The following is a 25,057-nucleotide window of genomic DNA, read 5'->3' as shown; positions in this document are numbered from 1 at the left end:
TAATTTACTATTAGTTTACTGTACAAATTTTTCGAACATCAATGTTAGCTACATATTTAACCCGCGTTTGTTTTTTGAAAACACAATTAAGCACCAAATGAAACACCGAACCCGTCCCCCTGTACCACACCCCTGTACCACACTTTTTAACGATTTTGCTGTTTCCACTAGTGAAGTTATGAATAATGTAAATTATAAAGGAGGAGTGACATGAAAGCTATTACAGAATGTGTTGTGTGTGAGAAGGAAATCGATGTTTTAGAATCGTTCAACGGTGAAATGATGTGTGAGGAATGTTATCACGCCCCAGAAAATCACGTGTTTGGCGATGGTGAAGAGGTGAATGATTTATGGCCAAAATTGTGATAGATCCGGGACACGGAGGTCATGATCCGGGAGCGGTTGGCAGTCGTTCAAAAGAGAAAGATAATGTATTAAATGTTGCTAAACGGCTTAAGACTTTGCTTGAAAAACATGGTCATGATGTGTCTTTAACCCGGTCGACGGATAAATTTATTTCCCTTTCCGGCCGTGCGAGTTTTGCTAATCAATTAGGTGCAGACTATTTCGTTAGTTTACACAACAACTCGGCAGTAAATAAATCGGCGACCGGATTTGAAACTTTTATTTACAATGGTTCCGTATCTAAATCAACAAAGGATTTCCAAAATGCTGTTCATGAAGAAATTGCTAATAATATCGGCATTCGCGATCGTGGTAAAAAGCGGGCCAATTTTGCTGTATTACGTCTAACAAATATGGCTGCAATTTTAATTGAATACGCATTTATTTCGAATATGAATGATGAGGACATTTTAATCAATCAAGTGGATGAATTAGCCCAATGGACTTGTAATGGCATTGTGAAGGCACTTGGTGGGACAGTAAAAGATCCTGTGAAATCACCGCCAAAAGAGCAACCTACACCAGCCCCAGAACTAGAACCTGTACTACGTCCCGCTCCACAACCCCAACCTAAGCCACCGCAAAATAAACAGCCTTCTGGTAATGCGAATATTAAAAAGTTCCAACAATGGTTAAACAGTCAATATAATAGCGGTTTAGTAGTTGATGGAATCTATGGCCCACGCACGAAGAAAGCAGCGATTAAAGGATTCCAAACCGAATTAAATAAACAATTTAATGCCGGATTAAAAGTCGATGGCATTTGGGGACCGAAAACAAGAGCCGCCACTGTAAATGTGTATAAAGGTGCAAAAGGGAATCTTACAAAAATAATTCAAGGTATGCTTTTCAGTAAAGGATACGATCCAAAATTTCTTGATGGTGTCTTTGGGAATGCAACGGCTACTGCAGTATTAGCATTCCAACGGGATAATGGGTTAACCCGCGATGCGATTGTTGGTAAAAAAACATTTGAAAAATTATTTGCGTAAAAAGGGGGAGTGTTTCCCTCTTTTTTAAAATTTCCATCATAACTTTAATACCTTTGAATTTCAACATAAACCATGGTACACTAGCCAAAGAAAATATAGATAAAGTGTGGGATTTTTTATGAAAAAAGATCCGAAAGAACAAGATAAAGTCATTCCTTTTCCGCAACTCGAATTACGTTTATTAAATAAAGGTAGAAATTGTTTAGAAGAAGGAAATGTGAGTGAGGCTATCGAATATTTGGAAGAAGCAAAACGCATCGATGACGAAAATGCCGATATATTATATACGCTAACTATCGCCTATGTTCAACAAGGAAATTTTACCAAGGCAAAACAAATTTTAGAAGAAATGATGCGCTTTGGAATTGGTGAATATTTTGACGTTGTTGAACTTTATGTTACCGTTCTTTTTCAATTACATGAGTATAAAAAAATTAACACTTTGTTAACAATGCTATTAGACGAGGAACAAATCCCGAGTCATAAAGTCGAGCAATATACAGAGCTGCTGCAATTAAGCGAAAAATTGGCAAAGGAAATGAAGATTAAGCAACAACGTAATCCAAAGGATCTTTTTAAAGGTGATTTTCAACGCGTTATACAAAATATAATGGAACTTGATTTGGAGGATATACATACATATTTACAGGAAATTGAAAGATTTTTACAAAACGAATTGGAAGATCCTTTTATTAAAACTATTATCATCAATGCTTTGAAGGAAAAAGGATTTGAACACGAAATACAGGTGAATAAATTTGGAAAACCAATCAATCTTAATCCAGCTCAATATTTTTCTGTTCAAGCAGTACCGTTTTCCCTCGAAGTAAAACAATATATAAAAGAAGCTTTGAGTGATGATAATCCGAGTTTACTCGAAAATGCCATTACGTTATGTGAAAACTTCTTTTTTGCCATTTATCCACTGGAAAAAGAATTTCAAAATCCTCTCCAATGGGCGTTGGCAATTATTTCCATAACAGCTTCCTATTTTAGCCAAAATCTGGAAGAAATTGAGTTTATAAAGGAATATTCCGATCAGCTCTCAACGGACCAAATAGAGGAAGCAAAAGCTTTTGTACAAATGGTTGAAGCACAATTTATTAAATAACTTTTAAGTAGATAAAAATGAAAAAATACGGTATTTTATATTTGTTTAGTTTAAGTAAATTCGATTAGATGTGTTGAAACATCGTTAACCTATGATATAATGATAGGGTTAGAATTTCTGTTCTTTTTTATATGCCTTGTAAAAATAAGTTTGAAAAGTGCAAGAAGGTCTTTTTTTGTTGCCTTTGGACTTGCTATTACATATTGGAACACAAGGTGTCACTACAAGAACAATATATATTATTGATAAATAGATGTTGGAGGGAAAACAGGTATGTCTGCAAAATTCGAAAAATTAGAAGGCAATCAAGGGAAATTAACAATTGAAGTTGATGCTGATACATTTAATAAAGCCCTTGATCAAGCTTTCAAAAAAGTAGTTAAACAAGTAAATATTCCAGGATTCCGTAAAGGTCGTGTTCCACGTCCAATCTTTGAACAACGTTTTGGTGTGGAAGCATTATACCAAGATGCTTTAGATATCGTTTTACCTGAAGCTTATTCTAAAGCTGTTGAAGAAACAGGTATTGAGCCAGTTTCACAACCTGAAATTGATATCGAGCAAATCGGTAAAGGTGAAACTTTAATTTTAACTGCTGAAGTTACAGTTAAACCAGAAGTGAAACTTGGTGATTATAAAGGTTTAGAAGTTGAAAAAGTGGACACTGAAGTAACTGACGAAGAAGTTGAAAACGAAATTAAAGAACTTCAAAAACGTCATGCTGAATTAGTTGTTAAAGAAGACGAAGCAGCTGCTGAAGGTGACACAGTTGTAATCGACTTTGAAGGTTTCGTAAATGGCGAAGCATTCGAAGGTGGAAAAGCTGAAAACCATTCTCTAGAATTAGGTTCTGGTCAATTCATTCCTGGATTCGAAGAGCAATTAGTTGGCGTTAAAGCTGGTGAAGAAAAAGAAGTTAACGTTACATTCCCAGAAGAATACCATGCTGAAGAATTAGCTGGTAAAGACGCTGTATTCAAAGTAAAAGTTCATGAAGTTAAAGGTTTAGAATTACCTGAACTTGATGACGAATTCGCAGTAGACGTTGATGACGAAGTTGAAACTTTAGATGCTTTACGTGAAAAAATCAAAAACCGTCTAAAAGAACAAAAAGAACATACTGCAAAACATACAATCGAAAATACATTAATCGAAAAAGCAGCTGAAAACGCAGAAATCGATGTACCAGAAGTTATGGTTGAAAATGAAATCGAGCGTATGATTAAAGAATTCGAACAACAATTAGCAGCTCAAGGCTTAAACCTTGATCTTTACAAACAATTCTCTGGCCAAGGAGAAGACGAATTAAAAGAACAAATGAAAGCTGACGCTGAAAAACGCGTTCGTGTAAGCTTAACTCTAGAAGCTATCGCTAAAGCTGAAAACATCGAAGTAACTGATGAAGAAGTTGACGCAGAATTAAACAGAATGTCTGAAATGTACAACCTTCCAGTTGACCAAATTAAACAAATCTTAGGTTCTACAGATTCAATTAAAGACGATTTAAAACTTTACAAAGCAGTTGAATTATTAGTTGAAAATCGTAAAGAAGTTGAAGCAACTGAAGAAGCGGCTGGATAATTAGCTGAATAAAATATAGACGTAATTCAAATTCGTTTTACTAACAAGATAACAAGGCGCGATTCATTTGAGTTTCGTGCCTTGTTTTCACATTCAAAATGATACGAATACTTCATACATTTATGAATTGACATCCAGCATTTGATCGATTTTTTTACCACAACATGCTTTCACACAATCAAACATAATTAGACCGTTTTTTCACCTAGTTTTTACCTAATATTAATAATTATCGTTTGTACAAACTATACATAAATATAAATCATTTTGTTTTCTTTTATTTCGAACAATATGATACAATCCATATACATATAATTGAATAAAGAACAATAAATAAATGAGACCGTATTAAATGAGCTTACGTTGGTTTTGAAAAGTTTAAAGGGGTGAGCTTTATGTTTAAATTTAATGAAGAAAATAAACAGTTGAAATGTTCTTTCTGTGGTAAAACACAAGATCAAGTACGTAAATTAGTTGCTGGTCCAGGCGTTTATATATGCGATGAATGTATTGAATTATGTACTGAAATTGTGGAAGAAGAGCTTGGTAACGAAGAAGAAGTAGAATTTAAAGATGTTCCAAAGCCAATTGAGATTCGTGAGATCCTTGATGAATATGTAATCGGTCAAGATGCAGCGAAGAAAACTTTAGCTGTAGCGGTTTACAACCATTACAAACGAATCAACACGAAAAGTAAAGTTGATGATGTGGAACTACAAAAAAGTAATATTAGTTTAATCGGTCCAACAGGTAGTGGTAAAACATTACTTGCGCAAACGTTAGCTCGTATTTTAAATGTTCCATTTGCTATTGCGGATGCTACTTCATTAACTGAAGCGGGCTACGTAGGTGAAGACGTTGAAAACATTTTACTTAAATTAATCCAAGCAGCTGACTACGATGTAGAACGTGCTGAAAAAGGAATAATTTATATTGATGAGATCGACAAAATTGCTCGAAAATCGGAAAACCCTTCAATTACACGTGATGTAAGTGGTGAAGGTGTGCAGCAAGCATTACTTAAAATTTTAGAAGGTACAGTGGCAAGCGTTCCCCCTCAAGGTGGTCGTAAGCATCCACATCAAGAATTTATTCAAATTGATACAACGAATATCCTATTCATTGTAGGCGGTGCCTTCGACGGAATCGAACAAATTATTAAACGCCGTTTAGGTAAAAAAGTAATTGGTTTCGGTTCTGAATCAACAGTTGTTGAAGATAACGAGGATTTACTATCAAAAGTATTACCTGAGGACTTATTATCCTTCGGTTTAATTCCTGAGTTTATCGGTCGTATTCCGGTAATCGCTACGTTAGAAAAACTAGACGAAGATGCATTAGTTGAAATTTTAACAAAGCCGAAAAATGCACTCGTTAAACAATATCAAAAATTATTAGAGATGGACGATGTTGAACTTGAGTTTGAAGAGGAAGCACTACGTGAAATTGCGAAAAAAGCTATTGAGCGTAAAACAGGTGCTCGTGGTTTACGTTCCATCGTTGAATCCATCATGCGAGATGTGATGTTTGAAGTGCCATCACGTGAGGATGTGACGAAATGTGTCATTACGAAAGAATCCGTAACAGACAACAAACGTCCTCAATTGATTTTGAAAGATGGTTCTATCGCAGAGGAAGAAAAAACATCTGCGTAATATAGAGGAATTAGGGAGCAAACAGTCTTATGTGTGAGGCTGTTTGCTTTTTTTGTGGATGGGGGATGTGTCGTGGTGGGAGTTGGTGATGTCTGAGACAATATGAAATGGGGTGTGGTGTGAAATGTCATCGATAGTGAGTTTCAATGACAAAATTTGACGGTGAAGGCTTGAAATGTCATTGAGAAGTGATCTTGCAGACAATATGCATGTGAGAATGAATTGAAATGTCTCCGAGAAGATGTCTCGCAGACATAACGTTAGTGTGTAAGCACTTAAATGTCATCGATCAGCGTTCTCAAAGACAAAAAGCTTGTGAGAAAGCACCGAAATGTCATCGAGAAGTGATCTCGATGACAAAATGCTTGCGTAGTAGCACTGAAATGTCCCTGAGAATGGTTCTCGCAGACAAAACGTTAGTGTGTAAGCACTTAAATGTCATCGATCAGCGTTCTCAAAGACAAAAAGCTTGTGAGAAAGCACCGAAATGTCATCGATCAGCGTTCTCAAAGACAAAAAGCTTGTGAGAAAGCACCGAAATGTCTCCGAGAAGTGATCTCACAGACAAAATGCTTGCGTAGTAGCACTGAAATGTCCCCGAGAATGGCTCTCGCAGACAAAACGGAAGTGTGGTATCATCGGAATGTCATCGATCAGCGTTCTCAAAGACAAAAAGCTTGTGAGAAAGCACCGAAATGTCTCCGAGAAGTGATCTCACAGACAAAATGCTTGCGTAGTAGCACTGAAATGTCCCTGAGAATGGCTCTCGCAGACAAAACGGTAGTGTGTTAGCACCGAAATGTCATCGATCAGCGTTCTCAAAGAAACGCTTTCGAGTAGTCTTCAAAATGTCCCCAAGTGGTCGTCTCAAGGACATTTCGCGAAAGAACTTGTCTCAAATTGTTCAATATAAGTGTCCTAATAGACTTTCTGAATAGATCCCTTCTCAATTTGTCAATCCCCCCATCATAAGCCCCATCATTTCAAAAACAAAATCAAATCCGTACTCAAGTAGCTCTTCTAGTTACTCACATTGAAACAAGCTACAGTACACTAAACTACCAAAGCCCACCTACTCTAAATATTTCCACATTCTCCCCATAATTTCTTGTTTATTCCAATCTCGAATCGGAGATACTATTTCCAAATAGGTAACAGGTTTTGGAGGGAAATTCATGAATTTTACAGGCATAGTGTTACTCGTTCAATTATTTTTCGGTGTGATCATAGGGCTGTATTTTATGAACTTACTTAGAGGACAGCGGACACAGAAAGTTTCAATTGATCGGGAATCGAGAAAAGAAATGGAACAATTACAAAAGTTACGTTCGATAAAACTGACTGAGCCGTTAGCGGAAAAAGTGCGACCTTCGAGCTTCGAAGATATTATCGGTCAAGAAGACGGAATCAAAGCGTTAAAAGCAGGTTTATGTGGACCGAATCCCCAGCACGTTATTATATATGGACCTCCAGGTGTTGGGAAGACAGCCGCAGCAAGACTTGTCCTTGAAGAAGCGAAAAAAATGTCAAAATCCCCCTTTTCAAAACACGCAAAATTCATCGAGCTTGATGCTACAACAGCAAGATTTGATGAACGGGGTATCGCTGATCCGCTAATCGGTTCTGTTCATGACCCAATATATCAAGGTGCCGGGGCAATGGGACAAGCCGGTATTCCTCAACCAAAACAAGGTGCGGTAACCAATGCCCATGGTGGGGTACTTTTTATCGATGAGATCGGGGAACTACATCCGATTCAAATGAACAAGTTACTCAAAGTTTTAGAGGACCGGAAAGTTTTTCTCGAAAGTGCATATTATAGTGAAGAAAATATGCAAATCCCAAATCATATTCACGATATTTTTAAAAATGGTCTACCTGCTGACTTTAGGTTAATTGGGGCAACGACGAGAACTCCAGAAGAAATTCCACCTGCCATTCGTTCCCGTTGTTTAGAAGTGTTCTTCCGCGAACTCAATCAAGAAGAAGTTGTCCAGATTGCGAAACGTTCTTGTGAGAAAGTAAAAATGAAGATTAGTGACTATGGTCTTGAAAAAATTTCTACATACGCAAAAAATGGACGAGAAGCCGTTAATATGGTGCAAATTGCTGCAGGACTAGCCATCACGAACAACCGTGATTACATAAAAGATGAAGATATCGAATGGGTTATTCATTCTAGTCAGCTTTCACCGCGAATGGAATACAAAATTCATCCAAAACCGGAAGTTGGCTTGGTTAATGGGATGGCCGTTTACGGACCGAATAGTGGGGCGCTCCTGGAAATCGAAGTAACTGCCATTCCAGCCCTTGAAAAAGGTTCTATTAACATAACGGGAATCGTTGAAGAAGAAAGTATTGGTGGACAAGGGAAATCAATTCGCAGAAAAAGTATGGCGAAAGGTTCCATTGAAAATGTCATTACAATTCTTCGTTCCTTTGGTGTTCCTGCCAATGAATACGATATTCACGTCAACTTCCCGGGTGGCATCCCCGTAGATGGTCCATCTGCAGGAATCGCGATGGCAACAGGAATCTATTCCGCCATTTATAAATTACCAGTGAAAAATACTATTGCCATGACGGGAGAAATAAGTATTCGTGGTCGTGTAAAACCAGTCGGTGGAGTATATACAAAAATCAAGGCCGCCCAACGAGCTGGAGTAAAGAAAGTGATTATCCCGAAGGAAAATATGGAGTCCATTTTAAAAGAAATAAAAGGGGTCGAAATTATTCCGGTCACTTCATTAAAAGAGGTATTCCAACATGCCTTTGATAAATTACCAATGAAAGATAAAGACTCTACACAAGACAACAATTTCGAAAGGGATCAAACTGCCATGTCTTATCAAGTAGAGCAAAAAGAAAGTATATAATTTAGTAATGCCACTCCAAAACGGTTTGTCTTATACAAACCGGCTTTTTTTGTAAAAAGTGACTTTTATACAAAATTAAACGCCACTCTACATTATTCACAACTTTTACTGATAAATCTAATAACAATAGGAAGATTAAAAAAGAAACAATATTGAAGCAATTGCATTGAAAAAATGATCGAAATTATTCATAATACAGTTGACCATCTGTAACTTCACACTTTACCGGCTTTCAATTAGACAGTTTCACTTAAATAGGTTAAAATTTTTATATTACCCCTTTTTCACTTTTTTTACTTTTTTACTGAAATTATCATTACATAATACATATTTTTTAAATTAAAATGATACATAATAATATTTTTTCTTAAAAATTGGAGGTATCACAATGGTAGAACAACAAACGAAGATCGTTCCCCTCCTGCCACTTCGCGGACTGTTAGTATATCCGACAACAGTCATGCATTTAGATGTTGGACGAGATAAATCGGTGCAAGCGCTTGAGCATGCAATGATGAATGATAATTACATCTTCCTATCTGCTCAAAAGGAAGTATCAATAGACGAACCAACTGAAGAAGAGATTTATAAAAAGGGAACGTTAGCCCGTGTAAAACAAATGTTAAAGCTTCCAAACGGTACAATCCGTGTGTTAGTGGAAGGTTTAAGTCGTGGAAGAATTGAAAAATTCATCGAAAATGATGAGTTTTATGAAGTTGAGGTGCAAGTTCTCGAACCGGATACGCAAAAGGACGCAGAAGTTGAAGCACTTGAGCGAATGGTTTTAGACTTATTTGAACAATACATAAAAATATCGAAAAAAGTATCTGCAGAAACTTTTGCAACGGTTCAAGATATTGAAGAGCCTGGCCGTTTAGCGGATATTATCGCTTCACATTTGCCGTTAAAAATGAAGCAAAAACAAGAAGTGTTAGAAACGGTTGATATTAAAGAACGACTAAATATGATTGTTACCATTTTAAATAATGAAAAAGAAGTCATTCGCCTTGAGAAGAAAATTGGTCAACGTGTGAAACGTTCCATGGAGCGAACACAAAAAGAGTATTACCTTCGTGAACAAATGAAGGCAATTCAAAAAGAACTAGGTGATAAAGAAGGTAAAGCCGGCGAAGTTGAAATGCTTCGTGAAAAAATTGAAAATGCAGGGATGCCAGAACATGTTTATAATGCGGCGACTCGGGAATTAGAACGGTATGAAAAAGTACCGAGCACATCTGCTGAAAGTTCAGTTATTCGCACATACTTAGATTGGTTAATTAATTTACCGTGGACTGAAGCTACGGAAGACGATATAAATATTAAAAAGGCACAAAAAGTGTTAGATGAAGATCATTACGGATTAGAAAAAGTGAAAGAACGTGTCCTAGAATATTTAGCAGTACAAAAATTAACGGCTTCTATTAAAGGACCGATTCTTTGCCTCGTTGGACCTCCTGGGGTAGGTAAAACAAGTTTAGCAAAATCCGTCGCTCGTTCCTTAGGTAGAAAATTTGTACGCATTTCCCTCGGTGGTGTGCGAGATGAATCTGAAATTCGTGGTCACCGTAGAACGTATGTCGGTGCGATGCCGGGACGCATTATTCAAGGAATGAAAAAAGCAGGAACGATTAACCCTGTCTTTTTACTTGATGAAATAGATAAAATGTCGAACGATTTCCGTGGCGACCCATCAGCAGCGATGCTTGAAGTATTGGACCCTGAACAAAATAAAAACTTCAGTGATCACTATATTGAAGAAACATATGACCTTTCGAAAGTAATGTTTATCGCAACAGCGAATGATTTAAGTACCATTCCTGGACCGTTACGTGACCGGATGGAGATTATTTCAATTGCTGGTTATACGGAACTTGAGAAATTGCATATTGCAAAAGATTACTTAATTCCAAAGCAAATAAAAGAAAACGGCTTAACAAAGAGTCAGCTACAAATTCGTGATGACGCGATTACCTCAATGATTCGTTATTATACCCGTGAAGCAGGGGTTCGTGGTTTGGAGCGAACTGTTGCGAAAATTTGCCGTAAAACAGCGAAGATTATAACTTCGGAAGAGAAGAAACGAGTTATTGTGACGGAAAAAAATATTGAAGAATTTTTAGGTAAAAAAATCTTCCGTTATGGTATGGCAGAACAAGAAGATTTAGTCGGTGTTGCAACTGGTTTAGCCTATACAGCCGTTGGTGGCGATACTTTGCAAATCGAAGTTGCCCTCGCACCGGGTAAAGGAAAATTAGTTTTAACAGGAAAATTAGGAGATGTGATGAAGGAATCGGCACAAGCGGCCTTCAGTTACGTCCGTTCCAATGCTGAAAAATTAGGAATTGCATCTGATTTTCATGAAAAATATGATATTCATATTCACGTTCCAGAAGGTGCCGTACCGAAAGATGGACCGTCAGCAGGGATTACCATTACAACGGCGTTAGTGTCTGCTTTAACTGGTAAACCAGTAAGCCGTGAAGTGGGAATGACTGGTGAAGTCACATTACGCGGTCGCGTTCTACCAATTGGTGGACTGAAGGAAAAATCATTAGGTGCGCATCGTGCAGGTTTAAAACGCATCATTATTCCAAAAGATAATGAAAAGGATCTTGAAGGTGTACCAGAAGTCGTGAAAAAAGATTTAACATATATACCTGTAACACATGTAAAAGAAGTATTAAACGAAGCAATAGTAGGTGGAACGAATGAAAATTAAAAGTGCAGAAATCGTAATGAGTGCTGTTTCAAAAGCTCAATATCCTGAAGGAGATTTACCTGAAATTGCCCTTGCCGGTCGTTCGAATGTAGGGAAATCATCCTTCATTAATAAAATGTTAAATCGTAAAAGTTTAGCGAGAACTTCTTCTAAACCAGGAAAAACACAAACATTGAATTTTTACTTAATTAATGAAGAGTTTTATTTTGTCGATGTTCCTGGTTATGGTTACGCGAAAGTGTCGAAAAAAGAACGGGAAAAGTGGGGTAAAATGATTGAAACCTACTTAACCGAACGACCACAATTGAAATGTGTAGTTTCAATTGTTGATCTTCGTCATCCACCAACAGAAGATGATGTGATGATGTATGACTTCTTGAAATACTACAAGATTCCAACGATTATTATTGCGACTAAAGCGGATAAAATTCCAAAAGGAAAGTGGCAAAAACATTTAAAAGTCGTAAAAGAAACGTTGGATATGGAAAAAAGTGACCACCTTATTCTTTTCTCTTCCGAAACTGGACAAGGTAAAGATGAGGCTTGGAACGTCATTCAACAGTATATATATGGTGAACAAGTAGTAGAAAATAGTGAAGAATAATTCGCATGAAAAAGGAGTAGCTTTATCCGAAATTGGATGGATGCTACTCCTATTATTTTCGTGAAAAAGTTTTAGTGTTTACTTGTAAAGTAACAACAACGATTTCTAGACGGTTAAAAATTCGAACGGGAATAATACTATTACCTAGACCACGACTTACAATCATCGTCGTTTGATCAATATGGTGATCAACAGCAGTATATTTCGGGAACAAGCCTTGGTTTGGTGCAACTAACCCACCGATGAATGGCAGACGGAATTGTCCACCATGGGCATGTCCTGAAAAAACGAGATCAAATCTATATTCAGCATAAAGAGGAAATAACTCTGGCCGATGGGATAATAGAATATGAAATTGGTTGGGATGGAAGTTTCTAGCTACCTCAGTCAAAAATTGTTCCATAATTTCAGATTCACTGTTTTCGTTACTAAATGTTGGGTCATCCAAACCTGTAATATAAATTTCGTCAGAACCATTGGTAATTGTTATCGTTTCGTTTTTCAAAATGTGGACTCCGAGTTTTTTCAGTTTTTCTTCCAAAGCTTCATATTTTCCCGATTTCCATTCATGATTGCCTGTTACATAGTAAACAGGTGCTAAATCCACTAATTGTTCTATTAATGTTAGACTTGGCTTTTCATTATAGCGCCTTGAATCTATTAAATCCCCAGTAAAAACAATAAGGTCTGGTTTTTCCACCACAATTTTTTCAAGCAAATACTTTTGTTCACTACCGAACTTTTTATTATGTAAGTCGGATAGATGAACAATTTTATAATTGTGGAAGCTTTCTGGTAACTCGTCTGATTGGATGGTAAAAGTTGTTTTAACAATATAGTTATTTTGATAGTAGAAAAATATGATGATGAAAATTAGCCCAAGTAAAATGGCAATTCTTTTTTTAAACTTAATCTTAAATTCCCCTCTCCAAATGAATGAGTTCTATGACTTCATTAAAGTTTTTAAATGATAAATTAATGTTTCCATCATCATTTCATAGGTAAATATTTCAGGGTGAAGGAGGTGATGGCTTCCCATTCCGTCAACAAGGGCATGGAGTCGATTCACTTCCATTTCGACGTCGATTTCCTCCCGTAATAGTCCTGAAAGTTCTAACTTTTGAAGAAGCCTCTCGAACCCAAGGTGCATCGAAAAATAGCTTTCTTCACTTAATGCTTTAAGATTCGGGTCTACCAGTGTTTTTGCAGAAAATACGAACCACACCTCCATTTCAACCCGACGGTCTTCATCAACTGGTAGCACTTCACTTATAATTTTTTTTAAAACTTCCATCGGAGAGCCGTCATATTTTTTCGAGGCAATCCGCGTTTGAACTCGCTCTGATACGAGCTCCATTGAAAAAGCGTATAACTCGGATTGGGATGGAAAATAATGTCTTAATGCTCCGACGGAAAGGTTAGCAGCTTGGGCAACTTTTCTTACCGTTGCATTTTCCAAACCTTCTTCCACAATGACTTTCCACATCGCTTCTGCAATTTGAATTCTTCTTTCATCATGATCTACAATTTTAGGCATATTTTTATTTTAACACACTTGTGCTAAATAAAAAAATATGTTATCTTTTTAATACAGTTGTATTAAATAAAAAATGAGGAGAAGGTGTTGTGATGATTAGTTGGATCGGCTGGTTAATAATCGCCTGTGAAATTGGATTTTGGGTTTTCGTAATCGCCGGACTTGTGGCAAGGTATATTTTTAAGAAAGACAAACTGAGTATCATTCTTTTCATATGCACACCGCTCGTAGATTTAGTACTGTTATTTGCAACTTATTTTGACTTGTTAAATGGGGCCGTTGCGGATTTCATTCATGGGTTAGCTGCGATATATATTGGGGTTAGTGTAGCCTATGGTAAACAGATGATTGCTTGGGCGGATAAACAGTTTGCCTATCGTTTTGCAGGTGGCGAACGTCCGGTGAAAAAGAAATTGTATGGCATGGAATATGCTAGAGAAGAGAGAAAAGGCTGGTACCGCCATTTCTTAGCGTATGTGATTGGAGCTGGGATTTTAGGGCTCATTATATTAACAATTGGTTATTCAGAACAAACAGAGAACCTCGTAAGACCTTTAATGGTTTGGACATTAGCTGTTGCCATCGACTTTGTCGTTAGTTTCAGTTATACAATTTTTCCAAAACGGGCGAATGATTGAGTATAGACGGATTAGATATAGAGAGAGTACTAATATCGTAGGAGGGTATGGGCTCTTGGTTTGATTAAGATATGGAGTACTTACCCCTGTAACCTGTAAAATCGAGCGATCATGCTCGGTTTTTTTATTTGTTTTTTAAGATTGCGGGATTATGAGTGGGAAGATTTTTATGAAGGACAAAACATCGAGAAAAAGTAGATGAAATGTCTTTCATAAGCGCTATGAAGGACATAACGTTCAGGAAATGTAGCTAAACTGTCTTTCATGTGCGTTATGAGAGACAAAAGTTTGAGAAAAAGATGTTGAAATGTCTTTCATGAGTGCGATGAAGGACAAAAGGTTAGGGGAAATTTGTTAAATTGTCTTTCAGGAGCGGAATGAAGGACAAAACATCGAGAAAAAGTAGATGAAATGTCTTTCATAAGCGCTATGAAGGACATTATGATGAAGTAAAAGGGCTAAACTGTCTTTCATGTGCGTTATGAGAGACAAAAGTTTGAGAAAAAGATGTTGAAATGTCTTTCATGAGTGCGATGAAGGACAAAAGGTTAGGGGAAATTTGTTAAATTGTCTTTCAGGAGCGTTATGAAGGACAAAACATCGAGAAAATGTAGATGAAATGTCTTTCATAAGCGCTATGAAGGACAAAACACCGAGAAAAAAGATTCGAAATGTCCATCATTCCAATTATGAAGGACAATTTGTCTCGTTAAATCTCAAGAAGTGTCTTTCATACCTCCGATGAAGGACAAATCACCGAACAAAATCACAATAAATGTCTCTCACGCGCACTATGAAGGACAAATCATCGGAAAAATCTGCCAGAAATGTCCTTCAAGCCCTAATGAAGGTGGTCCCTAAAATAAATACAAACACCTCGGGATCTCCTTACTCACTTTCTCCTAAAAAAGAACAGATACGCCCCTGCGATTATCAAAATAATTGGCCACAATGATGTGAAATTCAAACTTTTATCCTCAAAAACGCCAAACCATTCCATAAATTTGTCATAAAATAGTTGAATTAATGCCAAAATAAGGAAAAGCCAAAAGTAAAATAAACCATTTTTCGTTTTTTGATAGCGTAAAAAATAACCAAGGGCAATAAATAATATAATGACACCAATATGATCAAGTTGAATATTTGTATTTTGCACAAAATGGAAATGGACGCCTAATCCTAAAAGGAGAATGCTTGGAACAATCATTTCGAAATCTTTACTTGAATAGGATTGTATTAATAAAGCTAGTCCAACAATAAAAAGCACCGTTGGCCATATGAATATAGGAAATCCGATTTGAAAGTTCGTTTGTTGAAGGAAAAAATATAGACCAAAGCCAATTAATACTATACTTGGAAATAAATTTTGTTTTTTCATGAATATAATCCCCTTCATATTACTTGAACAAATAGCCTATGTTTGGTAGCCTAAAAATAAAGTAATTTATAATTATTTTAAACTAGAAATAGTTATTAAATGGTAAAGAAATTTCCACTTATTGACTGTTTTTATCGTATCATAAATTTCTGTTTCTGTTCACAATTAATCCAAAATTTATTAACTATACATGATAAAATTTTCTATAAGAGTGAGTTTCTTTGGGAGGTAAACAATGCATTTAATTGTAGTGGGGTTGAACAATAAAACAGCTCCTGTAGAGATTCGGGAACGGTTGTCTTTCCAAGAGTCACAAATTGGTGACGCAATGGAAGCGTTAAAGGGAAGAAAAAGTATTCTTGAAAATGTAATTGTATCGACTTGTAACCGAACGGAAGTTTATGCCGTAGTTGATCAGTTACATACAGGAAAATATTATATTAGAGAGTTTTTAGCTGAATGGTTTTCAATGGAACGTGCGGAATTTGACCCGTATTTGTTCATTTATGAAAATGATAAAATGATTCGCCACTTGTTCAACGTTGCTTGTGGATTAGATTCGATGATCATCGGGGAAACACAAATTTTAGGACAAGTGCGGTCAAGTTATCTACTAGCTCAAGAAAAGCAAACAATTGGGACGGTATTTAATCGTTTATTTAAAGAAGCGGTCACGGTCGCGAAAAAAGCTCATACAGAAACAGATATCGGCGCCAATGCAGTATCTGTAAGTTATGCTGCAGTAGAACTTTCTAAAAAAATTTTCGGTGATTTACAAGGAAAACAAGTAGCCATTGTTGGTGCTGGAAAAATGGGTAAGCTCGCTATCCAAAATTTACAAGGTAGTGGCGTTGATAAAATCGCGGTCGTTAACCGTACCTTTGAAAGAGCAAAAGAAATGGCGGATGAATTTAATGGAGAAGCATATTCACTAGATAATCTGATCGACGTTTTAAGTCAGTCCGATATTGTTATCTCATCAACGGGTTCAAGCCAATACGTTATCACTAAATCGATGATGGAAACGGTAGAAAAGACAAGAAAAGGAAAGCCAATTTTCTTAGTTGATATTGCCGTACCAAGAGACATTGATCCTGAAATCCATGATTTAGACAGCATGTTTTTATATGATATCGATGATTTAGAAGGGGTCGTTGAAGCGAATATGGAAGAACGACAAAAGGCAGCGGAATTAATTGAAACCTTTATCGACGAAGCGCAGGCCGATTTCCAAGAGTGGCTAAATACTCTAGGTGTAATTCCGTTAATTTCTAATTTGCGTGAAAAAGCGTTAAATATTCAAGCAGACGTTATGACAAGTTTAGAGCGAAAATTACCAGATTTATCAGAGCGTGAGCGTAAAGTGATTGGTAAACATATGAAATCAATCATTAATCAAATGTTAAAAGATCCAATTTTACAAATAAAAGAATTAGCTGCTGAGCCAAATGGAAATGAGGCTTTATACTATTTCGAACAAATCTTTAATTTATCTGAACAAAAAAATACACGACCAGGGAAAAAGGCTGAAAAAGTAGAGCGCAAAGAAAGGAAAGTGGCACCACCACTGCAAACGAATTAATGCTTTTTGCGACTGTATGGGATTTTGAGACTTGTGAAAGAGGTTTTCGCCTATGACGGAAAATTTTCTGGCGAGAATGCAAGAGGGAATGGTACTTCTATATGCATTTTCTCTTATCAGTTTTTATATTGATTTTCTTTTGCATAACCGGAAGGCTAAAAAGATAGCCTTCTGGTTGCTTTATGTTGTGTGGTTGTTACAGACCATTTTGGTAATTGATTTTTATATCCGAACAGGTCGATTACCTTTGTTAAGCCTTGAACAGGGACTTTATTTTTATAGTTGGCTTTTAATCACATTTACGATATTTGTAACTCGGATTTGGAAAATTGAATTTATCGCCTTTTTCACGAACCTTTTAGGTTTTATTATCGTAGTCATATATACGTTTGCTCCGTTTCAGTGGCAAGAAACAGCTGTTAGTGGGCAATTAATATCAGAATTATTGTTTATCCATATCTTTTTATCTATTCTTGCCTACGTTGTTTTTTCATTATCATGTACGTTTTCCCTTCTATACTTGATACAGTATCAATTGTTGAAAAAGAAGAAATGGCGAAAACGGTTAATGAGGCTCAATGATTTAATGATGTTAGAAAAATTTGCCTCTATATTAATTGTTGTCGGTTTACCAATTTTTACAATCGGTATTATACTAGGATTACAATGGGCATTTTTAAAAATTCCTACATTACAAATTTTAGATGCTAAAATTATCGGATCATTTCTCATTATTATTATTTACAGTGTCATCGTTTATTTAAAGCTACGAAAAGATATTGCGGGTAAAAAGTTAGCTTACTATAATATTTCAGCATTTTTAGTCGTATTAATTAACTTTTTCTTATTCGGAAATTTTTCTTCATTTCATTTTTAACTAAGTAAGCGGTTTTGTACATAAATTTTTTTACATTCAGGAGGATATTATGCGTAAAATTATCGTCGGATCAAGACGCAGTAAATTAGCGTTAACACAAACAAATTGGGTTATTGAACAATTGAAAAACTTAGGTGCACCTTTTGAGTTTGAAGTAAAAGAAATTGTTACAAAAGGGGATAAGATTTTAGATACGACTTTATCAAAAGTTGGCGGAAAAGGTTTATTCGTAAAAGAAATTGAACATGAAATGCTAACGAAACAAATTGATATGGCTGTACATAGTATGAAAGATATGCCTAGTGTTTTACCTGAAGGATTAACAATTGGAGCGATTCCGAAAAGAGAAGATCCACGTGATGCCTTTATTTCAAAATCTAAAAAAGGTTTAGCAGAACTACCAGCTGGGGCGATTGTCGGAACAAGTAGTCTTCGTAGAAAGGCACAAATATTAAAAGCGCGTCCTGATTTAAAGGTAAAATGGATTCGTGGAAACATTGATACACGTCTCAGAAAGTTAGAAACAGAAGACTATGATGCAATTATTTTAGCAGCTGCAGGCCTATCAAGAATGGGTTGGTCACAGGATATCGTTACAGAGTATTTAGAACCGGAAGTTTGTATCCCAGCCGTTGGTCAAGGTGCATTAGCAATTGAATGTCGTGAAGATGATACAGAGTTACTTGAATGGCTTGAGAAGTTCACAGATCAGTCAACGGCTCTAGCTGTACAGGCTGAGCGTGTCTTTTTAAATAAAATGGAAGGTAGCTGTAAAGTTCCAGTTGGTGGGTATGCAACGGTTAATAATGAAAACAAAATTGAGTTAACCGCTTTTGTTGCGTCAACAGATGGAAAAGAAATTTTAATCGAAACTGTTTCAGGAGAAAATCCAGAAAAAATTGGTAATGTTGCGGGTGATCAGTTAATTGAGCGCGGTGCTAAGGATTTAATCGATGAAATTTTACAAGAATTAGAAGAAAACTATTAATCGCTTCGCCTCTAGTTTCGATTGGGAGATGAGAAGATGCGGGAAAGTACCCTAGCTTTAGATGGGAAAAAATGTTTAATCATGCGCCAAGCTGACAATGAACATCCGCTTGTAAAAGGTGTGAAGCAATTAGGTGGGACGCCTTTACAAGTTCCCTTAATTGCTTTTAAAAAGAAACGTTTAAGTGAGCGTGAATTTGATTCGGTAAAAAAGATACATACATATGATTGGTTTGTTTTTACAAGTCAAAATGGTGTACACTTTTTTATGGAAACTTTATCGGAAATGGGATTATCTTTTCCAAAAGAGAAGAAAGTTGCTGCTGTTGGTTCGAAAACAGAAAAATTGTTAAATGGTCTTGGTATTATGGTGGATTATGTACCAGAAAAATTTACTGGCGATCATTTAGCTGCGGCGATGCGTGAGCGAGTATCTCCAGGTGAACGGATATTAGTTGTTAAAGGAAATTTAGCCCGGGATGTTGTTGGACAAGTCCTCAAGGAGATTGGCTGTATTGTTGAGGATGTCGTCATATATGAAACAGTCTTCCCAGAGGAAAATAAAGTTCGACTCGTTCATGTAATGGAGAGTGAAAATCCTGAAGTGCTTATTTTTACAAGTCCATCGACCGTGGACAACTTTGTTTCCATTGCTGGGGATCGCTTGCTGGAATTTATTTATGGTAAGGTGATTGTATCCATTGGGCCAGTAACGAATAAAGCGTTGAAAAAATACGGAATGCCTATCCATGTTAGTCCTGAAATTTACACGATTGATGAAATGTTAAAACAATTGGTGCTCTATTATAGGGGAGCGTTTTAGGAGGGAAAATGATGAAAGGTTTACAGTTTAAAAGACATCGAAGACTACGTTCTTCAGCGTTTATGCGGGATTTAGTCCGTGAACATCAAGTTACAACCGATGATTTAATTTATCCGTTATTTATTGTTGAAGGCGGTGAAAATATTCGCAACCCGATTTCTTCCATGCCAGGAATTGATCAAATTTCTTTAGATTTATTACCTGCAGAAATTGATGAGCTACTAGAGTTAGGGATTAAAGCGGTTCTTTTATTTGGTGTACCAAATGAAAAGGACGAGGTTGGCTCAGGTGCTTACCATACCCATGGTATTATTCAAGAAGCGACAAGAGTAATTAAACAACATGCACCAGAAATGTTAGTAGTGGCAGATACTTGTTTATGTGAATATACAGATCACGGTCACTGTGGTGTTATTTCCAATGGTGATGTTATAAATGATGAGTCTCTTGAATTATTAGTAAAAACTGCGGTTAAACAAGCTGAAGCTGGTGCGGACATTATTGCTCCATCAAATATGATGGATGGATTTGTCGCAGCCATTCGCCAAGGTTTGGATGAAGCTGGCTTTGAAAATGTGCCAATTATGTCTTATGCGGTAAAATATGCCTCTGCATTCTATGGTCCATTCCGTGAAGCGGCTGAAAGTGCACCACAATTTGGTGACCGCAAAACTTATCAAATGGATCCTGCTAACCGTCGTGAAGCATTACGTGAAGCAGCATCGGATATTGAAGAAGGTGCAGACATGCTAATTGTGAAACCAAGTATGGCGTATCTTGATGTATTAAGCGATGTGCGTAGAGAATTCAATACTCCAGTTGTTGCTTACAACGTAAGTGGCGAATTTTCCATGATTAAAGCTGCTGCACAAAACGGTTGGATTGACGAACAACAAATCGTACTGGAAACACACCTTGCATTTAAACGTGCCGGTGCCGACCTAATCATTACGTACTTTGCAAAAGATATCGCAAAATGGCTTCGTGGGTAATTTTGCAACAGGGGGACGGGTCCCTTGTATCAGGGGACAGGTCCCTTGTATCATAGTGGAGCGTGCAACATAAAAATCGTCGCTCCCCAAACCATATAAAGTTGTAGTGGTTTTACAGTTTTACATATACTCATGAAAATAAAACAGAAGTGAGGCGAAAAATATGCGTTTTTTCGAAAAATCTAAACAAGCTTACGATGAAGCGGTTCATTTAATGCCAGGGGGCGTAAATAGTCCCGTACGTGCCTTTAAATCCGTTGGCATGAACCCAATTTTTATGGAGCGCGGCAAAGGCTCAAAAATTTACGATATAGACGGGAATGAATATATTGATTACGTGTTATCTTGGGGTCCACTAATTTTAGGACATGCCCATGATGGTGTTGTTGAAGCATTAAAAAAATCAGCTGAACAAGGAACAAGCTTCGGTGCTCCAACATTGCTTGAAAGTAAATTAGCAAAACTAGTTATGGAGCGCGTTCCATCCATTGAAATGGTACGAATGGTTAACTCTGGAACAGAAGCAACAATGGCTGCATTACGACTTGCGCGTGGATACACAGGTCGTGAAATTATTGTAAAATTCGAAGGTTGCTACCATGGTCATGGAGATTCACTTTTAATCAAAGCAGGTTCTGGTGTAGCAACTTTAGGTCTTCCAGATAGCCCAGGAGTTCCAAAAGGAATTGCTAAAAATACAATCACAGTTCCATATAACGATTTAGATAGTATTAAAACTGCTTTTGGAAAATTCGGTGACAATATTGCCGGAGTAATCGTTGAACCGATCGCTGGAAATATGGGGGTTGTACCACCTCAACCAGGTTTCTTAGAAGGATTACGTGAAATTACGAAACAATACGGTGCGTTACTAATCTTTGATGAAGTAATGACAGGCTTCCGTGCTCACTACAATTGTGCCCAAGGATTACTTAATATCGAACCAGATCTAACTTGTTTAGGTAAAGTTATAGGTGGCGGTCTCCCTGTAGGTGCGTACGGTGGTAAACGTGAAATTATGGAAAAAATTGCACCAGCTGGTCCAGTTTACCAAGCAGGAACATTATCCGGTAACCCATTAGCGATGACAGCAGGTTATGAAACGTTAAGTCGCTTAACTCCGGAAGATTATGATGAATTTAACCGTAAAGCAGATATGCTTGAAAAAGGATATAAAGAAGCAGCTACGAAATATGATATTCCATTAGTTGTAAATCGTCGTGGTTCAATGATTGGCTTCTTCTTTACAAGTGAAGAGGTCGTTGATTATGATTCTGTTCAAACATGCAATCTTGATCTATTTGCCGCATATTATCGTGAAATGATTCAACAAGGTGTATTCATGCCACCTTCCCAATTTGAAGGTTTATTCTTATCAACAGCCCATACGGATGAAGATATTCAAAAAACAATTGAAGCTGCTGAAAAAGCATTTGCGAAGATTAGAGGGTAATCTAATTGTTTGTCTGCCTAAGTTTTGTATCGCTTAGGCAGACTTTTTATATTGTAAAAAACAAAATGAAGGAAAAATTGAGGTTTATGGTCTTTTGATACTAATGAAAAAGACGGTGAATAGTCTTTTATAAAAGGTCTAAAGGACTTATCCCATTAAAATAGTAAAATATATGTCTTTTACACACACTCAAAAGGAAAACAACAAAAATTAATAAGTAATTTCTTTTATAAAACTGCATTCCCTTTAGTCCCCCATCCAATCAAAAATCAGAATTCTCTTGTAACAAAAACACTTTATATCATAATTCCCTCCTTTTTCTCATAAATATTAATGATACGTATAGACAAATTGTCTGTGTAAGGTATATGAGAGGAGGAAGGAAGTGTGAGTGAACATAACCAACCGTCGGCTATAAAGTTTTCCCTGGAAGAAACGGTTTCGTTTCGGAAAGGTGAAGAATTAGAGCAACTTTTCAGTTTGTGGATCGAACCTGATGTTACGATTCATGATTTAGATCAGTTCGTATCCATTCGTGGTTCACTGAAAATGTACGGTGAATATAAAAAGAATGAAGATGAACATAGGGAAGAAGAATCTTATTCTTTTTCCGGTCAAAAATATGTGACGGTTTTTGAAACGAGAAATGATGGTGTTTCAGAATTTCGCTACGATTTTCCTGTAGATATAACGATACCTAAAACAAGAGTGGAAAATATTGAAGATTTAAATGTAGTCATAGACATGTTTGATTATGACATTCAAGATAATGCTAGTTTAAAAATAACAACGGATGTATCGATTACGGGTGTAGAGTCAGAAGAAGCAACGGTTTATAATCGTGAAGACTTTGTAAGTAATGAAGAACAAGAGATTCAAGATTCAGCCGATTATCAAAATCAGCTATTAGGTTATGAAGAAGTGCCGATTCTCGATTTCGATGGTGAAGATGAGAACACTTTTGTTGTGGAAGCGAAGAAAGAGGAACGTAAGGATGAGGACAACGATACTCATATTCCGTTACAAGTTGAACCACCTTCATTAGATGTTGAAGGATTTGAAGAAGACGTATCACCCCAAGCTAACCGTCATCGTCATGAAGAAGATCATGCGACTGAAAGCGATGTGCAGGAAGAGTCCCACCCTCATTTAGTGGAATACATTGATACTCGTTCATCCCACAAAACTGAGGATGAAGACAATAAAGTGACGTATATAAATCCACGGGCAACCGCAGATTCCCAAGAAAGAGCCGGAAGAGAACATGAAGAAGAAACCAATTCACACAATAAGCCTATTGAACTCGTAAGCCACGGATCAGGTGACGATGACGACGATTTTCGTGACGAAAGCGACGAAGACTCTGAGGATAAAAATATTAAACTACATTCCCATCAAGAACAAGCTGAAAAAGAATCAATTTCACTCACCCAATTTTTTGCGAGAAAAGATGAAAATGCTGTTGTGCGAATGAAGATTTACATTGTCCAAGAAGATGATACGTTAGATAATATTGCGGAGCGCTATGATGTTTCCGTATCGCAAATTTTACGAACGAATAATCTGGAACCACATCAAGACGCTTACGAGGGGCAAGTGTTATACATTCCTGAAAAGCAAAAATCCCATTAATTAAACAGTCCACAAGCACAATATAAGGATGATATGAAACGGGTTCTTACCCGTTTTTTGTCTTATTTTTTAAAAATATATTCACACAAAAGTAACCTCCAAACTAGGGAAGGGCCCACGCAAACCAGAAATTTTACAAACGGAGGTGAGTTCATGGACGAAAATGAAGAACTACTAGTTCGTGATATTTTACGAGAATACAATATTATACCTGATCACATCGTACCTTATGGGAAAGTGTACCGGATTTATAGCCGAGATAAAAGTTATGCGTTAAAAGAAATGCCTGCCCATCAAAGTGTAAACTTTTACAATACGTTCCAAATTCTTTACACGAAAGGTTTCCATCGTTTTGTACCAATTTATCCGACAAAAAACTATCAGTACGGGGTTATGCGTAATAATAAATTGTATTACTTAGCACCGTGGATAGAAGGGAAACAAGATGAAAAAACGGAGTATGAAAAGCAGATGTTTCGTGAATTAGCTCGGCTCCACCATGTCACGGCCCAACAAATCAAGGTGGATAAAGAAGTAATCGAAGAACATTACGAACGGTTAAACTTACAATGGAAAAAAGAGATGGAAGTTTTGGATGTATGGATGCAACAAGCAGAACAAAAATGGTATATGTCACCCTTTGAATGGGAGTTTGTCCAATATTACAATGAGTATCGTAAGGCATATGAATATGCATTAAAAAGATTAGAAGATTGGAAAAAGAAAATGCTTGAAGAAAAAAAGATGCGTTCCGTTCTCGTGCACGGGAAGTTAGAGCCGGATCATTATTTACTTGATGAAAATGGATACGGTTATTTTATAAATTTTGAAAGAAGTCGCATCGGTTCATCCTTTCACGATCTACTCCCCTATTTATCACGGGCATTAAATACGTACCCGAAACAATGTGAAGAATGTATTGAATGGATTTATACGTATATGCGCAATAATCCATTACAGGAAACGGAAAAACTATTGTTAAAAAGTTACTTAGCCCATCCAGGATTTATGTTTCGTTTATTAGAAAAGTATATGACAAGAACGGCGGCTAATCATGAACGAAAGATGACGACACGAATTCAAAAAAGTTACTGGCGTTTAAAAAATACCGAATATGTGATTAGTCGTATGGAACAAATTGATCAACAACAAAAGCAGGCAGCTGAACAAAATCAAAGTGGCGGATCATAATATTATTCTTGCAAAAAATAATGC

20 protein-coding genes are annotated in these 25,057 nt (G+C 36.7%); 17 read left to right on the top strand and 3 right to left on the bottom strand.

Features of this window, described 5'->3' with window-relative positions:
• The first annotated feature begins 210 nt into the window (after positions 1–210).
• From GW534_RS04200 to yihA, 8 genes are all read left to right on the top strand, one after another.
• The gene (locus GW534_RS04200; RefSeq protein WP_161919806.1) at positions 211–366 is read left to right on the top strand and encodes a hypothetical protein; all 156 of its coding nucleotides are present in this window, start codon (positions 211–213) and stop codon (positions 364–366) included.
• Positions 351–1,397 (top strand): N-acetylmuramoyl-L-alanine amidase, encoded by a 1,047-nt coding sequence (locus GW534_RS04195; protein WP_161919805.1) that lies wholly within the window; start codon positions 351–353, stop codon positions 1,395–1,397. Before GW534_RS04200 ends, GW534_RS04195 begins: the two co-directional genes overlap by 16 nt.
• 118 nt (positions 1,398–1,515) lie before the next feature.
• Positions 1,516–2,508, top strand: coding sequence for a tetratricopeptide repeat protein (locus tag GW534_RS04190; protein WP_161919804.1), 993 nt, complete (start codon positions 1,516–1,518; stop codon positions 2,506–2,508).
• A 273-nt stretch (positions 2,509–2,781) separates the two neighbouring features.
• Positions 2,782–4,089 (top strand): trigger factor, encoded by a 1,308-nt coding sequence (tig, locus tag GW534_RS04185; protein ID WP_161919803.1) that lies wholly within the window; start codon positions 2,782–2,784, stop codon positions 4,087–4,089.
• Positions 4,090–4,484: 395 nt separating this feature from the next.
• A complete protein-coding gene (gene clpX / locus GW534_RS04180) occupies positions 4,485–5,744 on the top strand; it encodes an ATP-dependent protease ATP-binding subunit ClpX (protein WP_161919802.1) in 1,260 nt (419 codons plus the stop codon).
• Positions 5,745–6,919: 1,175 nt separating this feature from the next.
• Positions 6,920–8,620 carry an ATP-dependent protease LonB gene (gene lonB / locus GW534_RS04175; RefSeq protein ID WP_161919801.1) on the top strand — a complete coding sequence of 567 codons (1,701 nt, stop codon included), beginning with the start codon at positions 6,920–6,922 and terminating at the stop codon, positions 8,618–8,620.
• 388 nt (positions 8,621–9,008) lie between these two features.
• On the top strand, positions 9,009–11,339 hold the full coding sequence (lon, locus tag GW534_RS04170; protein WP_161919800.1) for an endopeptidase La: 2,331 nt from the start codon (positions 9,009–9,011) through the stop codon (positions 11,337–11,339).
• A complete protein-coding gene (gene yihA, locus GW534_RS04165; protein WP_161919799.1) occupies positions 11,329–11,943 on the top strand; it encodes a ribosome biogenesis GTP-binding protein YihA/YsxC in 615 nt (204 codons plus the stop codon). Before lon ends, yihA begins: the two co-directional genes overlap by 11 nt.
• Positions 11,944–11,995: 52 nt before the next feature.
• Here the strand turns inward: yihA and GW534_RS04160 are convergent, their stop codons facing one another.
• On the bottom strand, positions 11,996–12,856 hold the full coding sequence (locus tag GW534_RS04160; RefSeq protein WP_161919809.1) for a metallophosphoesterase: 861 nt from the start codon (positions 12,854–12,856) through the stop codon (positions 11,996–11,998).
• 30 nt (positions 12,857–12,886) lie between these two features.
• A complete protein-coding gene (locus GW534_RS04155) occupies positions 12,887–13,480 on the bottom strand; it encodes a TetR/AcrR family transcriptional regulator (protein WP_161919798.1) in 594 nt (197 codons plus the stop codon).
• A 92-nt stretch (positions 13,481–13,572) separates the two neighbouring features.
• Here GW534_RS04155 and GW534_RS04150 point away from each other — a divergent pair, with 92 nt between their 5' ends.
• The gene (locus tag GW534_RS04150; protein WP_161919797.1) at positions 13,573–14,118 is read left to right on the top strand and encodes a 2TM domain-containing protein; all 546 of its coding nucleotides are present in this window, start codon (positions 13,573–13,575) and stop codon (positions 14,116–14,118) included.
• 892 nt (positions 14,119–15,010) lie between these two features.
• On the opposite strand, the gene GW534_RS04145 is transcribed toward GW534_RS04150, so the two are convergent.
• A complete protein-coding gene (locus tag GW534_RS04145; RefSeq protein WP_161919796.1) occupies positions 15,011–15,496 on the bottom strand; it encodes a LiaF transmembrane domain-containing protein in 486 nt (161 codons plus the stop codon).
• A 235-nt stretch (positions 15,497–15,731) separates the two neighbouring features.
• On the opposite strand from GW534_RS04145, the gene hemA reads away from it, so the two are divergent.
• The 8 genes from hemA (at position 15,732) to ysxE (ending at position 25,033) form a co-directional block, all read left to right on the top strand.
• Positions 15,732–17,078 (top strand): glutamyl-tRNA reductase, encoded by a 1,347-nt coding sequence (gene hemA / locus GW534_RS04140; RefSeq protein WP_161919795.1) that lies wholly within the window; start codon positions 15,732–15,734, stop codon positions 17,076–17,078.
• 52 nt (positions 17,079–17,130) lie between these two features.
• Complete coding sequence (gene ccsA / locus GW534_RS04135) at positions 17,131–17,955, top strand: cytochrome c biogenesis protein CcsA (protein ID WP_161919794.1); 825 nt, start codon at positions 17,131–17,133, stop codon at positions 17,953–17,955.
• A 49-nt stretch (positions 17,956–18,004) separates the two neighbouring features.
• A complete protein-coding gene (gene hemC, locus GW534_RS04130) occupies positions 18,005–18,943 on the top strand; it encodes a hydroxymethylbilane synthase (protein WP_161919793.1) in 939 nt (312 codons plus the stop codon).
• 36 nt (positions 18,944–18,979) lie between these two features.
• A complete protein-coding gene (locus tag GW534_RS04125) occupies positions 18,980–19,765 on the top strand; it encodes a uroporphyrinogen-III synthase (protein ID WP_161919792.1) in 786 nt (261 codons plus the stop codon).
• Between the two features lie 11 nt (positions 19,766–19,776).
• A complete protein-coding gene (hemB, locus tag GW534_RS04120; protein ID WP_161919791.1) occupies positions 19,777–20,757 on the top strand; it encodes a porphobilinogen synthase in 981 nt (326 codons plus the stop codon).
• Between the two features lie 163 nt (positions 20,758–20,920).
• Positions 20,921–22,210, top strand: coding sequence for a glutamate-1-semialdehyde 2,1-aminomutase (gene hemL, locus GW534_RS04115; RefSeq protein ID WP_161919790.1), 1,290 nt, complete (start codon positions 20,921–20,923; stop codon positions 22,208–22,210).
• A gap of 387 nt (positions 22,211–22,597) precedes the next feature.
• Positions 22,598–23,842, top strand: coding sequence for a LysM peptidoglycan-binding domain-containing protein (locus tag GW534_RS16755; RefSeq protein ID WP_161919789.1), 1,245 nt, complete (start codon positions 22,598–22,600; stop codon positions 23,840–23,842).
• Positions 23,843–23,995: 153 nt separating this feature from the next.
• On the top strand, positions 23,996–25,033 hold the full coding sequence (gene ysxE, locus GW534_RS04105; RefSeq protein WP_161919788.1) for a spore coat protein YsxE: 1,038 nt from the start codon (positions 23,996–23,998) through the stop codon (positions 25,031–25,033).
• Positions 25,034–25,057: the final 24 nt, after the last annotated feature.

The organism is Pallidibacillus pasinlerensis (assembly GCF_009996845.1).
GTDB classification, from domain to species: domain Bacteria; phylum Bacillota; class Bacilli; order Bacillales; family Caldibacillaceae; genus Pallidibacillus; species Pallidibacillus pasinlerensis.
The sequence above is the reverse complement of the archived record's forward strand: the minus strand, read 5'-3'. Positions and strand labels throughout refer to the sequence as shown.

Excerpts from the sequence above, each read along its gene's own strand:
- hemL (WP_161919790.1), top strand. The coding sequence starts at position 20,921 with ATGCGTTTTTTCGAAAAATCTAAACAAGCTTACGATGAAGCGGTTCAT.
- lon (WP_161919800.1), top strand. The coding sequence starts at position 9,009 with ATGGTAGAACAACAAACGAAGATCGTTCCCCTCCTGCCACTTCGCGGA.
- GW534_RS04125 (WP_161919792.1), top strand. The coding sequence starts at position 18,980 with ATGCGGGAAAGTACCCTAGCTTTAGATGGGAAAAAATGTTTAATCATG.
- lonB (WP_161919801.1), top strand. The coding sequence starts at position 6,920 with ATGAATTTTACAGGCATAGTGTTACTCGTTCAATTATTTTTCGGTGTG.
- GW534_RS04145 (WP_161919796.1), bottom strand. The coding sequence starts at position 15,496 with ATGAAAAAACAAAATTTATTTCCAAGTATAGTATTAATTGGCTTTGGT.
- ccsA (WP_161919794.1), top strand. The coding sequence starts at position 17,131 with ATGACGGAAAATTTTCTGGCGAGAATGCAAGAGGGAATGGTACTTCTA.
- GW534_RS04195 (WP_161919805.1), top strand. The coding sequence starts at position 351 with ATGGCCAAAATTGTGATAGATCCGGGACACGGAGGTCATGATCCGGGA.
- clpX (WP_161919802.1), top strand. The coding sequence starts at position 4,485 with ATGTTTAAATTTAATGAAGAAAATAAACAGTTGAAATGTTCTTTCTGT.
- GW534_RS04190 (WP_161919804.1), top strand. The coding sequence starts at position 1,516 with ATGAAAAAAGATCCGAAAGAACAAGATAAAGTCATTCCTTTTCCGCAA.
- GW534_RS04155 (WP_161919798.1), bottom strand. The coding sequence starts at position 13,480 with ATGCCTAAAATTGTAGATCATGATGAAAGAAGAATTCAAATTGCAGAA.
- tig (WP_161919803.1), top strand. The coding sequence starts at position 2,782 with ATGTCTGCAAAATTCGAAAAATTAGAAGGCAATCAAGGGAAATTAACA.
- hemC (WP_161919793.1), top strand. The coding sequence starts at position 18,005 with ATGCGTAAAATTATCGTCGGATCAAGACGCAGTAAATTAGCGTTAACA.
- ysxE (WP_161919788.1), top strand. The coding sequence starts at position 23,996 with ATGGACGAAAATGAAGAACTACTAGTTCGTGATATTTTACGAGAATAC.
- hemA (WP_161919795.1), top strand. The coding sequence starts at position 15,732 with ATGCATTTAATTGTAGTGGGGTTGAACAATAAAACAGCTCCTGTAGAG.
- GW534_RS04150 (WP_161919797.1), top strand. The coding sequence starts at position 13,573 with ATGATTAGTTGGATCGGCTGGTTAATAATCGCCTGTGAAATTGGATTT.
- hemB (WP_161919791.1), top strand. The coding sequence starts at position 19,777 with ATGAAAGGTTTACAGTTTAAAAGACATCGAAGACTACGTTCTTCAGCG.
- GW534_RS04200 (WP_161919806.1), top strand. The coding sequence starts at position 211 with ATGAAAGCTATTACAGAATGTGTTGTGTGTGAGAAGGAAATCGATGTT.
- yihA (WP_161919799.1), top strand. The coding sequence starts at position 11,329 with ATGAAAATTAAAAGTGCAGAAATCGTAATGAGTGCTGTTTCAAAAGCT.